Annotated in this window: 13 protein-coding genes and 1 tRNA gene; 12 read left to right on the top strand and 2 right to left on the bottom strand. The window is 65.9% G+C overall.

Annotated features, from left to right (window positions below; translation table 11 throughout):
- The first annotated feature begins 161 nt into the window (after window positions 1-161).
- The 12 genes from folP (at window position 162) to ARC63_RS03010 (ending at window position 11948) form a co-directional block, all read left to right on the top strand.
- Window positions 162-1058 (top strand): dihydropteroate synthase, encoded by an 897-nt coding sequence (gene folP, locus ARC63_RS03065; RefSeq protein ID WP_057502484.1) that lies wholly within the window; start codon window positions 162-164, stop codon window positions 1056-1058.
- Window positions 1058-2011 carry a tRNA (adenosine(37)-N6)-dimethylallyltransferase MiaA gene (gene miaA, locus ARC63_RS03060; RefSeq protein ID WP_049412635.1) on the top strand — a complete coding sequence of 318 codons (954 nt, stop codon included), beginning with the start codon at window positions 1058-1060 and terminating at the stop codon, window positions 2009-2011. The genes folP and miaA overlap by 1 nt, the downstream gene beginning before the upstream one ends.
- 96 nt (window positions 2012-2107) lie before the next feature.
- Entirely contained in the window at window positions 2108-2383 is a 276-nt protein-coding gene (gene hfq / locus ARC63_RS03055; RefSeq protein ID WP_004152891.1) for an RNA chaperone Hfq, read from the top strand.
- Window positions 2384-2397: 14 nt separating this feature from the next.
- Window positions 2398-3708: a ribosome rescue GTPase HflX gene (hflX, locus tag ARC63_RS03050; protein ID WP_057502483.1), complete on the top strand. Its 1311-nt coding sequence runs from the start codon at window positions 2398-2400 to the stop codon at window positions 3706-3708.
- Between the two features lie 103 nt (window positions 3709-3811).
- Window positions 3812-4306 (top strand): CinA family protein, encoded by a 495-nt coding sequence (locus ARC63_RS03045; RefSeq protein WP_010484249.1) that lies wholly within the window; start codon window positions 3812-3814, stop codon window positions 4304-4306.
- 34 nt (window positions 4307-4340) lie between these two features.
- Window positions 4341-6023: a 2-polyprenylphenol 6-hydroxylase gene (gene ubiB / locus ARC63_RS03040; protein WP_029550825.1), complete on the top strand. Its 1683-nt coding sequence runs from the start codon at window positions 4341-4343 to the stop codon at window positions 6021-6023.
- Between the two features lie 165 nt (window positions 6024-6188).
- Window positions 6189-6824, top strand: coding sequence for a transcriptional repressor LexA (gene lexA, locus ARC63_RS03035; RefSeq protein ID WP_010484251.1), 636 nt, complete (start codon window positions 6189-6191; stop codon window positions 6822-6824).
- A gap of 204 nt (window positions 6825-7028) precedes the next feature.
- Window positions 7029-8066 carry a recombinase RecA gene (recA, locus tag ARC63_RS03030; RefSeq protein WP_010484252.1) on the top strand — a complete coding sequence of 346 codons (1038 nt, stop codon included), beginning with the start codon at window positions 7029-7031 and terminating at the stop codon, window positions 8064-8066.
- Window positions 8067-8176: 110 nt separating this feature from the next.
- Complete coding sequence (gene recX, locus ARC63_RS03025; protein WP_049412637.1) at window positions 8177-8668, top strand: recombination regulator RecX; 492 nt, start codon at window positions 8177-8179, stop codon at window positions 8666-8668.
- Window positions 8669-8777: 109 nt separating this feature from the next.
- Window positions 8778-11426, top strand: coding sequence for an alanine--tRNA ligase (gene alaS, locus ARC63_RS03020; protein ID WP_010484254.1), 2649 nt, complete (start codon window positions 8778-8780; stop codon window positions 11424-11426).
- A 147-nt stretch (window positions 11427-11573) separates the two neighbouring features.
- Window positions 11574-11777 carry a carbon storage regulator CsrA gene (gene csrA / locus ARC63_RS03015; protein ID WP_004152909.1) on the top strand — a complete coding sequence of 68 codons (204 nt, stop codon included), beginning with the start codon at window positions 11574-11576 and terminating at the stop codon, window positions 11775-11777.
- Window positions 11778-11855: 78 nt separating this feature from the next.
- Window positions 11856-11948, top strand: a tRNA-Ser gene (locus ARC63_RS03010).
- A gap of 95 nt (window positions 11949-12043) precedes the next feature.
- Here the strand turns inward: ARC63_RS03010 and ARC63_RS03005 are convergent.
- Both ARC63_RS03005 and ARC63_RS03000 read right to left on the bottom strand, forming a co-directional pair.
- Complete coding sequence (locus ARC63_RS03005; RefSeq protein WP_032953406.1) at window positions 12044-12499, bottom strand: DUF4189 domain-containing protein; 456 nt, start codon at window positions 12497-12499, stop codon at window positions 12044-12046.
- 114 nt (window positions 12500-12613) lie between these two features.
- The coding region (locus ARC63_RS03000) for a TonB-dependent receptor domain-containing protein (protein ID WP_057502482.1) at window positions 12614-14871 on the bottom strand (2258 nt) is incomplete at its 5' end.

The following is a 14871-nucleotide window of genomic DNA, read 5'->3' as shown; positions in this document are numbered from 1 at the left end:
TACATGGACGTACTTGCAGCGGCCCCCGCAACCGGACCCACCCCGCCATTCTTCAGTGAACCCGCTGTTGCTCCGGCTGTTGCTGTCGCTCTGGCCTCTGCGGGTGCAGGGCGCCGCCCTGCCGAACTAAACTACCTTTCGTTGTCCCTGCAGGATTGCCCATGTTCGATACCTCGCCCCAGCTCGATTGCGCCGGCCGCATCCTGCGCCTGGACCGTGCCCGGGTCATGGGCATCGTCAACGTCACCCCGGACTCGTTCTCCGATGGCGGCGCGCACGACACCACCGAGGCGGCCGTCGCCCACGGTCTGAAGCTGGTCGAGGAGGGCGCCGACCTGCTCGACATCGGCGGCGAATCGACCCGCCCGGGCGCTGCGCCGGTGTCGATCGAGGATGAGCTGCGCCGGGTGATTCCGGTGATCGAGCAGCTGGCCGCCCGCACCCAGGTGCCGATCAGCATCGACACCTTCAAGCCGGAGGTGATGCGCGCGGCGGTGGCCGCTGGCGCCGGCATGATCAACGACATCTTCGGCCTGCGTCAGGACGGGGCGCTGGACGCCGCCGCTGAAACCGGCGTGCCGGTGGTGCTGATGCACATGCAGGGCGAACCGGGCCACATGCAGGCAGATCCACACTACAGCGACGTGGTCGCCGAGGTGCACGGTTTCCTGGTGCAGCGCCTGTTCGCCGCCGAGATGGCAGGTATCGCGAAGAAGAACCTGCTGATCGACCTCGGTTTCGGCTTCGGCAAGAGCACCGCCCACAACATGACCCTGCTGGCGCGCTCGGAACGCTTCCTGGAACTGGGCGTGCCGATGTTGGCTGGCCTGTCGCGCAAACGCAGCCTGGGCGAACTGACCGGCCGCGACACGCCATCCGAGCGGGTCGCGGCGTCGGTGGCCGCACATCTGATCGCGGTGCAGCGCGGTGCGCGCATCGTGCGCGTGCATGACGTGGCGGCCACCGTTGATGCGCTGAGGATCTGGCAGGCCGTCGACGCCGTGCCGACGCCGCGTGCCGATGCCACGCCGTCGATCCGCTGGCCGGACGAAGACTGATGGGCATCGACCGGCGGCCGCTGGCGATCGCCGTGATGGGGCCGACTGCCAGTGGCAAGACCGCCACGGCGATCGCCCTGGCGCGGCAACTGGACGGCGAGATCGTCAGCGTCGATTCGGCGCTGGTCTACCGGTATCTGGATATTGGTTCGGCCAAGCCCGACGCCGCCGAGCGTGCGCAGGCGCCGCATCATCTGCTGGACCTGCGCGATCCGTGGCAGACCTATTCGGCGGCCGAGTTCGCGGCCGATGCCAGCCGGGTCGTGGCCGACATCGTGGCGCGTGGCAAAACGCCGATCCTGGCAGGTGGTACGGGGCTGTACTTCCGGGCCCTGCTGCAGGGCCTGTCGCCGATGCCGGAGGCTGACCCGGTAATGCGCGAGGCGCTCAGCGCCGAGGCGGCCGAGCGTGGTTGGGCGGCACTGCATGCGGAGCTGGCCGAGGTCGATCCGGCAGCGGCCGCGCGCATCCATGCCACCGACCCGCAACGCATCCAGCGGGCGCTGGAAGTCTACCGCCTGACCGGTACCCCCATCACCGAATGGCAGCGTCGGCCGGGCGTGGCGCCGTTGCCGGTACGCACCCTCAAACTGATCCTGGCCCCGCGTGACCGCGCCGTCCTGCACCAGCGCATCGAGGCCCGCTTCGACGCCATGCTGGCGCAGGGCTTCCTGGACGAGGTGCGGGCACTGCGTGCAATGCCGGAAATGGCCGCCGTGACGGCGCCGCTGGACCTGCCGGCGGTGCGTGCGGTCGGCTACCGCCAAGCCTGGGAATACCTCGACGGCGAGGGCGATGCCGCCCGTTTCCGTGACAAGGCGATCTTCGCCACCCGCCAGCTGGCCAAGCGCCAGCTGACCTGGCTGCGTGGCGAGCTTGATGCGCGCTGGTTCGACCCCCATATGGACAGGGAGCGCCTGGCCGGCGCGGTGTCGACCTTCGTCGCACGCTGAACCCCCGCCAGCCGTGTAACATCATCGGTCGGCGGGTGGCTCGGGGGCCGTGGCAACCGTCGGCAACCCAATAAGAACAATAATCAGGAGTGTGCAATGTCCAAGGGGCAATCGCTGCAGGATCCTTTCTTGAACGCACTGCGGCGCGAACGCGTGCCGGTTTCGGTGTACCTGGTCAACGGCATCAAGCTGCAGGGCACAATCGAGTCGTTCGACCAGTTCGTGGTCCTGCTGCGCAACACGGTCAGTCAGATGGTCTACAAGCACGCCATTTCCACGGTCGTTCCGGCACGCAACGTGAAGGTCGGTCCGGGCGGTGGTTACGTGCAGTCGGGTGAAGGTGGTCAGGCAGGTGATGAAGCAGACGAGTAATACCGGAGCGGTGAATGTTTGACCGCTCGAAAAAGGGCGAACACGCCCTGTTGATCCAGCCCCATTTCGGCAAGCTGGAAGACGATGTGCTGGAAGAATTCGGTGATCTGGCCCGCTCGGCTGGGGCCAGCATTGCCGCGACGATCACCGCGCGCCTGGACCGTCCGAATCCGTCGACCCTGATCGGCAGCGGCAAGCTGGACGAGATCAAGGCGGCGGCCGACGCCGGTGGTGCCGACCTGGTCCTGGTCAACCATGCGTTGAGCCCGGGCCAGGAGCGCAACCTGGAACGGTTCCTGGAGCGCCGGGTGATCGACCGTACCGGCCTGATCCTGGACATCTTTGCCCAGCGTGCGCACAGCCACGAGGGCAAGCTGCAGGTCGAGCTGGCGCAGCTGCGTCACCTGGCCACGCGGCTGGTGCGCGGCTGGACCCACCTGGAGCGCCAGCGCGGCGGTTCGATCGGCCTGCGCGGTCCGGGTGAAACCCAGTTGGAAACCGACCGGCGCCTGCTGCAGAAGCGGGTCGAGCAGCTGCAGAAGCGCCTGGAAAAGGTCGAGGTGCAGCGTACCCAGATGCGCCGTGCGCGTGTGCGCAGCGAGCTGCCGCGCGTGGCCCTGGTGGGCTACACCAACGCTGGCAAGTCGACCCTGTTCAACGCCATGACCGGCGCCGAGGCCTATGCCGCCGACCAGCTGTTCGCCACGCTGGACCCGACCGTGCGCCGCATCGCGGTGCCCGGTGGCAACGTGGTGCTGGCCGACACTGTCGGTTTCGTCCGTGACCTGCCGCATGACCTGGTTGCCGCCTTCCGCTCGACGCTGTCGGAGGCACGCGAGGCCGATTTCCTGCTGCACGTGGTCGACGCCGCCGATCCGCACCGCGAGGAGCGCATCGCCCAGGTGGACGAGGTACTGACCGCAGTCGGTGCCGGTGATCTGCCGCAGTTGCTGGTGTTCAACAAGATCGACCGCATTGAAGGCGCCGACGTCCGTCACGACGGCCAGGACGGTATCCCGGACGAGTCGCGCCGCGAGCGGGTGTGGATTTCCGCGCGTGACGGGCAGGGCCTGGACCTGCTGCAGGCGGTGCTGGGCAAGCGCCTGGGACTGCAGCACGTCACCGGCGAACTGCGCCTGCCGCCGGATGCGGGCCGCCTGCGCGCGCGCCTGCACCAGCTGGAAGTGATCCGCAGTGAGCAGGCCGACGAGGAAGGCTGGCTGCTGCAGGTCGACCTGCCGATCGCCGAAGCCGAAAAGCTGGCCGCCAGTGCCGACGGCGCACCGATCCGGGCGCTGCTGCCGGAGAAGCTGCCGGAGTGGTGAGGCAGCGCCGGGCCATGCTCGGCGACTGCTATCGCGGCGGCGCGCGACATCAGCCTGTCATCTGCGGTACAACGTGCTGGCTCTTCATCCCACCGTCATGCCGATGTCCATCCCCACCGACGCTGAACTCAACGCCCAGTCCGCCGCGCTCGGGCAGCGCCTGCAGCAGGCCTCGCTACAGCTGGTGACCGCTGAAAGCTGCAGTGGTGGCTGGATCGCCAAGTGCATGACCGACATTGCCGGTTCCTCGGCGTTCTTCGACTGCGGCATGGTGGTCTACAGCTACGAGGCCAAGCAGCGCCTGCTGGGCGTACGCGCGCAGACCCTGGAGCAGTTCGGCGCGGTCAGCCGCGAAACCGTGCTGGAAATGGTGTCCGGTGCCCTGGTCAACTCCGGCGCCGGTATCGCCGTCGCGGTGACCGGGATCGCCGGCCCCGGCGGCGGCAGCCCGGACAAGCCGGTCGGTAGCGTCTGGATCGGCTGGAAGCGCCGTGGCGGCTACGCCCGCGCTGAGCTGTTCCAGTTTGATGGTGACCGCGAAGCCATCCGCCGGCAAACCGTGGCGGCGGCATTGCGCGGTATCGACGCCCAGCTGTGACATGCTGCTCCGGTAATCGTCCGGAGTACGCATGATGTGGGAAACGCTGGGCACGGTCCGTGACCTGGGCCGACTGCAGGAAATCGCCGTTGTCCTGATCCGCTATGGCTTCGGCGACGTGGTGCGGCGCATCGGCCTGGCCACCACGCTGGAGCGGGCAGGGCGCCTGCTGCACTGGAACGAGGACCGCCAGGAGCTGCTGCGGATGACCGCACCGGTGCGCGTGCGCAGCGCGATGCAGGATCTCGGCCCGACCTTCGTCAAGCTCGGCCAGGTGCTGGCGACGCGCGTCGACCTGCTGCCACCGGAATGGATCGCCGAGCTGTCCGAACTGCAGAACGCGGTACCTGCGCTGCCGTATGCGGACATCCGCGAGCAGCTCGAAGCCGATCTTGGTGCGTCTCCGCAGGACGTGTTCGCGTTCCTCGACGAAACCCCGATGGCGGCCGCCTCGCTGGCGCAGGCCCATCGTGCGCGCCTGCATGACGGTCGCGAGGTGGTGCTGAAGGTACGGCGCCCCGGCATCCGCGATGTGGTCGAGGCCGACCTGCGGTTGCTGGCCCGCCTGGCCGAGATCGTCGAGGCCCGACTGCCGGATCTGCGACGTTACCGCCCGGCCGAAGTCGTGCAGCAGTTCACCGTGTCGCTGCGCCGCGAGTTGGATTTCGCCGCCGAATGCCGCAATGCCGAGCGCATCGCGCGCAACTTCAATGGTCGTGATGACATCCTGATTCCCCGCGTGCACTGGCAGTGGACCTGCGAAAGCCTCAACGTGCAGGACTTCGTCGACGGCATTCCAGGGCGTGACCTGGCCGGTGTCGATGCGGCTGGGCTGGACCGCCGCGAACTGGCGCGACGCGGTGCCGACATCGTGTTGAAGATGGTGCTGGAGGACGGCAGCTTCCATGCCGACCCGCACCCGGGCAACATCATCTACCTGCGTGACGGCCGCATCGGCGTGATCGATTTCGGCATGGTCGGCGCCTTGTCGGAAGTGCGGCGTTTCCAGGTGGCTCAGCTGCTGCACGGGCTGGTCGAGCAGGACCCGCAGGGCGTGGCCGACGTGCTGCTGGACTGGGCCGGCGGTGTCGAGGTGGACGAGAACCGGCTGCAGCACGACATCAGCCAGTTCGTCGACCAATACCGTGGCGTGCCGCTGAAGGACCTGCGCATCGGCCTGATGCTGGGCGACATCACCCAGCTGCTGCGCAGCTACAGCCTGACCCTGCCGGCTGACCTGGCGTTGATGATCAAGGCGTTCCTGACCCTGGAAGGGATGGGGCGGCAGCTGGACCCGGATTTCGACATGGCCAGCGCCGCGCGCCCGTTCCTGGAGCGGGTGGTGCTGCAGCGCTATGCCCCCACGGCGCTGCTCAAGCGTGGCCGACGCAGCCTGCTGGGCCTGGTCGACTTCGCCGGCGAACTACCGCGCGACCTGCGCAAGCTGGTACAGGCAGCGCGCCGTGGGCGCCTGCAGCTGAAGGTGGAAACCACCGCACTGCAGGGCTTTGGCGAACAGGTGAACCGGGCCGCGAACCGGCTGGTGATGGGCATCGTCACTGCTGCGCTGATCATCGGCTCGTCGATCGTGATGCACAGCGTCGGTGGCGTCTCCAGCCGCTGGCTGCTGGCGTTGGGGGTCTGCGGCTTCATCGGCGCCGGCTTCTGCGGTGTGTGGATCCTGTTCTCGATCTGGAGAAGCGGCAAGCACAACTAGTGTGCTTGCCGCAGCGATTCCTGTAGAGCCGAGCCATGCTCGGCTGCTCTTGCCCAGGTCAGCCCAGACATTCACCACATTGCCGAGCACGGCTCGGTACTACAGATGTCGCCGTGTCGTCTCCGGCACTTGCAGTCCTGTGAGTTAGTAGTAATACTACTAATCATGGACCTGACCGACACCCAGCAGGCGATCCTGCAGTTGATCGCCGAGCGTATCGAGAGCGAAGGCGCACCGCCGTCGCAGACTGAAATCGCACGTGCGTTCGGCTTCAAGGGCGTGCGCGCGGCCCAGTACCACCTGGAGGCCCTGGAGCAGGCCGGTGCGATCCGTCGCATCCCGGGCCAGGCCCGCGGCATCCGGCTGGTGCAGGCGCCGCCGGTCGAGAAACTGGCCGAGCCAGGCCTGCCCGACAGCGTGCTGCGCCTGCCGGTGCTCGGCCGGGTTGCGGCGGGCCTGCCGATCGGCGCCGATATCGGCTCGGACGATTTCGTGGTGCTGGACCGGGTGTTCTTCTCGCCAGCGCCGGACTACCTGCTGAAGGTGCAGGGCGATTCGATGATCGACGAGGGCATCTTCGACGGTGACCTGATCGGCGTGCACCGCACCCGCGACGCCCATTCCGGGCAGATCGTGGTGGCCCGCATCGATGACGAGATCACCGTCAAGCTGCTGAAGATCGCCAAGGATCGTATCCGCCTGCTGCCGCGCAACCCCGACTACAAGCCGATCGAGGTGCAGCCGGACCAGGACTTCTCGATCGAAGGCCTCTATTGCGGCCTGTTGCGACCCAACCGTTGACCCGTTCCATAGCGCATTACCCCGCGGTCTTTTGTGGCGATTCTCTGGTTCCACTGAGGTTGGTACGGATGTCCGATAATTCTTTTCAGAGCGCCGGGCAGAATCTCAGCCTGTGCGATACGTCCGACTTAAAGTGAGCCCATGGCAAAGAAGACCCCCAAAGACAGCACCTCCAACGACACGACCTCTGCAAGGACCCAACCGATGGACGAGAACAAGAAGCGCGCCCTCGCTGCAGCTCTGGGCCAGATCGAAAAGCAGTTCGGCAAGGGCTCGGTGATGCGCATGGGCGACCGCGTGGTCGAGCCCGTCGAAGCCATCCCGACCGGTTCGCTGATGCTCGACATCGCACTGGGCATCGGCGGTCTGCCGAAGGGCCGTGTCGTCGAGATCTACGGGCCGGAATCCTCGGGCAAGACCACGCTGACCCTGCAGGCCATCGCCGAATGCCAGAAGATGGGCGGCACCGCGGCCTTCATCGATGCCGAGCACGCGCTGGACCCGATCTACGCCGCCAAGCTGGGCGTGAACGTGGACGACCTGCTGCTGTCGCAGCCGGATACCGGTGAGCAGGCGCTGGAAATCGCCGACATGCTGGTCCGCTCGGGTTCGGTCGATATCCTGGTGATCGACTCGGTCGCCGCACTGACCCCGAAGGCCGAAATCGAAGGCGAGATGGGCGATCAGCTGCCGGGCCTGCAGGCCCGCCTGATGAGCCAGGCGTTGCGCAAGCTGACCGGCAACATCAAGCGCTCCAACACTCTGGTGGTCTTCATCAACCAGCTGCGCATGAAGATCGGTGTGATGATGCCGGGCCAGAGCCCGGAAACCACCACCGGCGGCAACGCGCTGAAGTTCTATGCCTCGGTGCGCCTGGACATCCGCCGTATCGGCGCGATCAAGAAGGGCGACGAGATCATCGGCAACCAGACCAAGATCAAGGTCGTCAAGAACAAGCTGGCGCCTCCGTTCAAGCAGGTCATCACCGAGATCCTGTACGGCGAGGGCATCAGCCGCGAGGGCGAGCTGATCGACATGGGTGTGGATGCCAAGCTGGTCGAGAAGGCCGGTGCCTGGTACAGCTACGGCGAAGAACGCATCGGCCAAGGCAAGGACAACGCCCGCGGTTACCTGCGCGACAACCCGACAGTTGCTGCGAAGCTCGAAGCCGAGCTGCGCGAGAAGTTCCAGCCGACCGAAGCCAGCCGTGAGGAAGGCGACGACGAAGGCGACGACGAGTAAAGCTTGCTGTGGGGCAGGGCGGCGCCGTCAGTGACGTCGCCCTGTCCCGCAGGTTCGAATCGCCCAGGGATGGGCTGGGCGCCACGGATGGCGCCACCCTTGGAGTACGCATGTCCGACGCCGACGACATTCCCAACGGTCGCAAACGCCGGCCGCGTGAGCAGACCCCCGTGCAACGGGCGCTGGGCCTGCTGGTTCGCCGCGAGCACTCGCGCAAGGAACTCACCCGCAAGCTGACCGCACGCGGCATCGAAGACGATGCGGCGCAGGCGGCTGTCGCCAAGCTCACCGAGGCCGGCTGGCAGGACGACACCCGTTTTGCCGAGAATCTGGTGCGGATGCGTGCCAACACCGGCTATGGGCCGATCCATGTCCGCGCCGAGCTGGGGACCCACGGCCTGGACAGTGCCGCGATTGCCGCGGCGATGGACAGCTACGAAGGCGACTGGCAGGAAAACGCCCGTGACCTGGTCCGCCGACGCTTTGGCGAGGCCGGCCCGCAGGACCTGACGCAGCGGCGCAAGGCCGCCGATCTGCTGGCCCGACGCGGCTTCGACGGCGACAGCATCCGCCGTGCGACCCGCTACGACCCGGATGACTGAGACTGGCGGCGCCGGGCCTGATACCCTTTAGGTTTTCGGCGGTCCCTCGCGACCCTGGCCAATGCGGCCGGTGGTCCGGGCCCGCCGGCCCGCAGACTGCCAGCCCCCAATGAACGCATCCGCCAAATTCACGACTTCCCAGATCCGCAGCGACTTCCTTGAATTCTTCAAGGGCAAAGGCCACACCATCGTGCCGTCGGCGCCGCTGGTGCCGGGCAATGATCCGACCCTGCTGTTCACCAACTCCGGCATGGTGCAGTTCAAGGACGTGTTCCTTGGTGCGGAGAAGCGCAGCTATGTGCGCGCGGCCGACGTCCAGCGCTGCCTGCGCGCTGGCGGCAAGCACAACGACCTCGACCAGGTCGGCTACACCGCACGCCACCACACCTTCTTCGAAATGCTGGGTAACTGGTCCTTCGGCGACTACTTCAAGAAGGACGCGATTGCCTGGGCCTGGGAACTGCTGACCCAGGTCTGGAAGCTGCCGGCCGAGCGCCTGCTGGTCACCGTCTACCAGACCGATGACGAAGCCTACGAACTCTGGCGCGACATGGTCGGCATTCCGGAAGCGCGCATCGTGCGCATCGGTGACAACAAGGGCGCGCCGTTCGCTTCGGACAACTTCTGGCAGATGGCTGACACCGGCCCCTGTGGCCCGTGCACCGAGATCTTCTACGACCACGGCGACCATATCGCCGGTGGCCCCCCGGGTTCCCCGGATGAAGACGGTGACCGCTTCATCGAGATCTGGAACCTGGTGTTCATGCAGTTCGACCGCCAGCCCGACGGTACCCTGGTGCCGCTGCCGGCGCCGTGCGTGGATACCGGCATGGGCCTGGAGCGCCTGGCGGCGATCCTGCAGCACGTGCACACCAATTACGAGATCGACCTGTTCCAGGCCCTGATCCGCAAGGCCTCCGAGCTGACCGGCACCGCCGACCTGGAAAACAAGTCGCTGCGTGTGATCGCCGATCACATCCGTGCCTGTTCGTTCCTGATCGTCGATGGCGTGCTGCCTTCCAACGAAGGCCGTGGCTATGTGCTGCGCCGTATCATCCGCCGCGCCCTGCGCCATGGCTGGATGCTGGGTGTGCGCCAGCCGTTCTTCAGCAAGCTGGTGCCGACCCTGGTCGAGCAGATGGGCGAGGCCTATCCGGAACTGCCGGCAGCGGTTGACACCGTCACCCGTGCGTTGCAGGCCGAGGAGGAGCGTTTCGCTGAAACCCTCGATGCCGGCATGAAGATCTTCGAAGACGTCGCGGGCAAGGCCAGCAATGGCGTGATCCCGGGCGTTGACGCCTTCCGCCTGTACGACACCTATGGCTTCCCGCTCGACCTGACCCAGGACATCGCCCGCGAGCGCGACCTGACCGTCGACATCGCCGGCTTCGATGCTGCGATGGAACAGCAGCGCGAAACCGCACGTGCGGCCGGCAAGTTCGGTGGCGGCGTGACCCTGCCGGCCGAGCTGGTGGCGACCCTGAGCCCGACCCGGTTCCTCGGCTACGACCGCCTGCAGGCCGACGGCCTGACCGTGCTGGCCGTGCTGAAGGACGGTCGTCCGGTGCAGTCGGCCGATGCCGGTGACGCAGTCATCGTGATCACCGACCAGACCCCGTTCTACGCCGAATCCGGTGGCCAGGTCGGCGACACCGGCGTGCTGACCGGCAACGGAGTGCGCCTGGCGGTGGACGATACCCAGAAGTTCGCCGGCCAGTTCCATGGCCACGTCGGCACCCTGTCCGACGGCGGCCTGAAGGTCGGCGACGTGCTGTCCGGCCAGGTCGATGGCGAGCGCCGGGGCGCCACCATCCTCAACCACTCGGCCACCCATCTGCTGCATGCCGCCCTGCGCGAAGTGCTGGGCACCCACGTGCAGCAGAAGGGCTCGCTGGTCGCTCCGGACCGCCTGCGTTTCGACTTCTCGCACTTCCAGCCGATCAGCGCGGAAGAGCTGGCTGTGATCGAGCGCAAGGTCAACCAGCAGGTGCGCGCGAACAACGCTGCCGAAGTGCACAACATGGGCATGCAGGAAGCGCTGGACTTCGGCGCCATGGCCCTGTTCGGCGAAAAGTACGGTGAGCACGTGCGCGTGCTGAAGATGGGTGACTACTCCACCGAGCTGTGCGGCGGTACCCACGTCAACCGCACCGGCGACATCGGCCTGTTCAAGATCACCTCCGAGGGCGGTGTTTCCGCCGGCGTACGCCGTATCGAAGCGGTCACCGGCCAGGGCGCCCTGGACTACGTGGACGCCGAAGAGGCCCGCCTGGCCGAGGCCGCCGACCTGCTCGGTGGCAGCGCTGCCGACGTGGTCGAGAAGATCCGTGCCCTTGGCCAGCGCCAGAAGCTGCTGGAGCGCGAGCTGGAGGCCGTGAAGGCCAAGGTCGCCGCCGGTGCCACGGCCGACCTGTCCGGCCAGGCTGTCGAGGTTGCCGGCGTGAAGGTGCTGGCTGCCCGCCTGGAGGGCTTCGATGCCAAGGCCCTGCGTGACGCCATGGACCGCCTGAAGCAGCAGCTGGGCGATGCGGTGATCGTGCTGGCCGGTGCCCAGGACGGCAAGGCTGCCCTGGTTGCGGGTGTGAACGGCAGTGCAATGGGCAAGGTCAAGGCCGGGGAACTGTTGTCCCATATCGCCAGTCAGATCGGGGGCAAGGGCGGCGGACGCCCGGACCTCGCCCAGGGTGGTGGCGAGGACGGGCCCGCCCTTGCCACTGCGCTGGCTGCAGTCGTTGAATGGGTCAGCCCCCGCCTGTGATGAACCTGGCCGTCCCCCTCCTTGTAGGAGCGGGACGGCTGACGGTACCATTGCGAATCTTTTCCCTTTGTCGTGGTAGCGCTTCTTGACGGAGCGTCAAGCCGGTGGGGGATACCCTTCCACACGGTTCCATGGAGACTTACAAAAATGTTGATCCTGACTCGCCGCGTCGGCGAAACCCTGATGATCGGTGACTCGGTGAGCGTCACCGTGCTTGGCGTCAAGGGTAACCAGGTGCGTATCGGCATCACCGCGCCGAAGGACGTCGCTGTGCATCGCGAAGAGATCTATCAGCGCATCCAGCGTGGTGATGAAGCCGGTGGCACCGGTAGCGAAAATTCTGCCGAATAACGCTTTACCTTCGCACTCGATTAACGTTATGATTCACGCCCCGCTGAGGTGCGACGCACCAGACGCGGAGAAAACCCCGGAGTGATGCCCGAGTGGCCGAAGGGGCTCCCCTGCTAAGGGAGTATAGGGTCAAAAGCTCTATCGAGGGTTCGAATCCCTCTCACTCCGCCAGATACAAAGAAGCGCCTGCAGATCCTCGATCTGCAGGCGTTTTTCTTTGTTCAACGCGGTAACACACGGCCGCGCCGCACGGGCGTTGTGCAGGCCTAGTGGGTGGTGCCAGCCGCGTCCTGCCCGACTTCGGGCGAGGAATAGAGCCTGGGCTCCGGCACCGCATGACCCGGATGAGCGGGCGGCGCAATGCCGCTTGGCGTTTCGCGCCAGAGAATTGCCAGTGTGCAGTCATTGGCACGTTGCCTGCACATTCTTTCCGCTTTGCGTTGTGCGGCGTCCGCCGTCTTTTCCCCGAGTGCAAAGCCCATGGCGACGGTGCCGGTAGCGATCGCCGAATATCCCACCGCGGTGGTCGTGGCAGTCTGCGCGCAGTTGCGGGACCGAACGGCGCAGTGCTGCAGTGCGCGCTGCATCGCAGCCGACAGCGTGCTGTGGTTCATGGCGTAGCCGTAGCGGCCATCGTCGTCGTAGACGATGGCGGAGGCCGCGTTGGCGCCGGATGACAGGCACAGCAACAGGCCAAGTGACAGGGGGCGCATCCAGTTCATTCCCATCTCCATTTTCTGCTGATGGTGGATCAGACCGGGTTTGAAGCGCAACGTTGCCGCCACTACGCCGAGCCCGCAGTTCATCGAACCGCGGGCGGCGCCATCGGTTGACCGTCAGAGCCTCACCGTCACCCCCACCTGGAAACCACGCCCCGGCAACGGCGCGATGTACTTCAACGGCGAGTTGTGCGGGCGTGCTTCTTCATTGAGCAGATTGCTGCCGTTGACGAACACCTCCATGCCGGCGATGTAGCTGTTGCGTACCGGCAGCTCACGGCTGACCTGCAGGTCGACCAGGTTGAAGGCATCCAGTGGCACTTCCTCGCTGACGTTGCGGCCGAGGTACTTCTGCGTGTCGTAGTAGGTGCTGGACAGCTGCGCCTTCCAACCCTCGCGTTGCCACTGCAGATTGGCGCCGTAGCGGTTGGTCGGCATGTTCGGCAGGTACTCGCCGTCGTTGTGGGCACGCAGCGAATCGGGGTGATCGGCCTTGTTCTTCACCAGGTCGGCGAAGGCGGAGATGTTCAACGTCCCATAGCGGCCAAGGTCCAGGGCCTGCGATGCGTCGATCTCGAAGCCCTTCACCGTGGTGTCGGTCTGCTTCCAGTATTTCAGCGGCAGGCGGTTGGCGGTCTGCACGCCCGAGTAACCCAGGTACAGATAGTTCTCGTACTTCATCCGATACGCGGTGGCCGACAGTTCGAACCCTCCGATATGGAACAGGCCGGTCAGCTCCAGGTTTTTCGCGCGCTCTGGCTCGAGGTTCTGGTTGCCTTCTTCCTGGGTCATCACCGAGTAGTGCGCGTTGCTCGCATACAACTCATTGATCTCCGGTGCGCGCTGCGAGGACGAGTAGCGCACCTTGGCGGCGAACAACGGACCGAGCTCGACATACGAACCCAGGCCGTAGCTGTTGAGCCGGTAGGAACGATCCTGCAGTTTCGTGTTGGCGGCATTGCGCGCGGTCTTGAAGCGGCTCGGCTGCAGTTCGTGACCGACACGCTCGTGGCGCACGCCAGCGTCGAAACTGACCCAGCCGTAGTCCAGCGTCTCCTTCAGGAACACTGCATTGCTGCGGGTGTCGACGTCAGGCAGGTAGCGCAGCGAGCCGCTGCCGGTGACATCACGCGACTGGTGGCTGTAACCGAGCAGGCCGCTGAGCGGACCGACACGCTGATGGCTCAACAGCAGTTCGGCCTGGGTGCTCTCGAAATCGTAGTCGTTGGCCCTGGTGGCACCCAGCCGTTCGCCCGAGGTGTTGTCCAGCTTCGAAACACGCAGCTCGGCGCGCTCGAACCACGGCAGCGGGTCGCGCGACAGGGCTTCCAGTGCGTAGCGTTCCTGCTTGATCACCACGCCCACCGGCAATGCGTTGGCGTAGTTGGAACCGAACGACAGGTTCTGCATCGAGAACCCGGGCACGCCGTATTCGCTGTCCTTGGCATCGATGCTGACACCCACGTAACCACGGTCGAAGAACAGGGTCGACCCGAACGCCACCTGCGAATTGCGCGCGTAACTGTTGCCCAACCGGTGATGGTAATCGGGCGTCACATCATTGTTGATCTGCTTCTGTACGTATGACGGCGTGCCGGCGACATAGGCCGGATTGACCGGATTGATATAGGTACGGCGCTGCCAGACCGAAGTCGGGTTGTTGGTGTAGAACGAGAAATCACCATCGGCCCAGTCCGGGTTCTCGGTCATGAACTGGTCGATGTAAGGTTGCGAGGCCTTGTTGTAGATCTGCTGGACGCGCGCCTCCTTCTGGCAGCTGTCGGCCAGCGCCGAGTTGACGCCGCCGGTCGGCGGAAACAGTCGGGTGTTGCAGACACTGGCCCTGCTGTTGCCGGGGATGTCGTAGTGCGAGATGCGCTGCCGAGAGACCTGCAGGTTGGTCGAGAGGTTGCGCTGGTTGTTGAAGTTCATGCGGAAGCCCTGCGCGTCGGCGGCATTGAAGCCCTTGCGCAGGACCAGTTCCATCGACTGGTCCTTGTCTTCCATGCTGCGCGAGATCAGGCCCGGATCGATCTCCACGCTGCCTCCGATCGCATTGCCGCCGTAGCGCACGGTGTCGGAGGACTTGTTGACGGTCACACTGCGTACGAACAGCGGATCGAACGGAATGTTGATGTCGCCGCTGATCGCGTTCATGCCGAGGATGGACTGGCCGTCCTGCAGGATATGCACGCGGTTGCCGCTGAGGCTGCGGATGACCGGAGCGCCCGCGTTTGGCCCGAAGGCGCTGCTCTGCACGCCGGAGACGTGTTCGAGCAGGCCGCCGAGGGTGCGGTTCTGCGCCTGTGGGTTGTCGACAGTGACCCGGGTGTCGATGCGCGAGGGCTGGGAGGCTTGGACCTGGAGGGTGGGGA

Origin of the sequence: Stenotrophomonas geniculata ATCC 19374 = JCM 13324, from assembly GCF_001431625.1 — a bacterium.
Taxonomy (GTDB): Bacteria; Pseudomonadota; Gammaproteobacteria; order Xanthomonadales; family Xanthomonadaceae; genus Stenotrophomonas; species Stenotrophomonas geniculata.
This window is presented reverse-complemented; position numbering and strand designations above follow the sequence as displayed.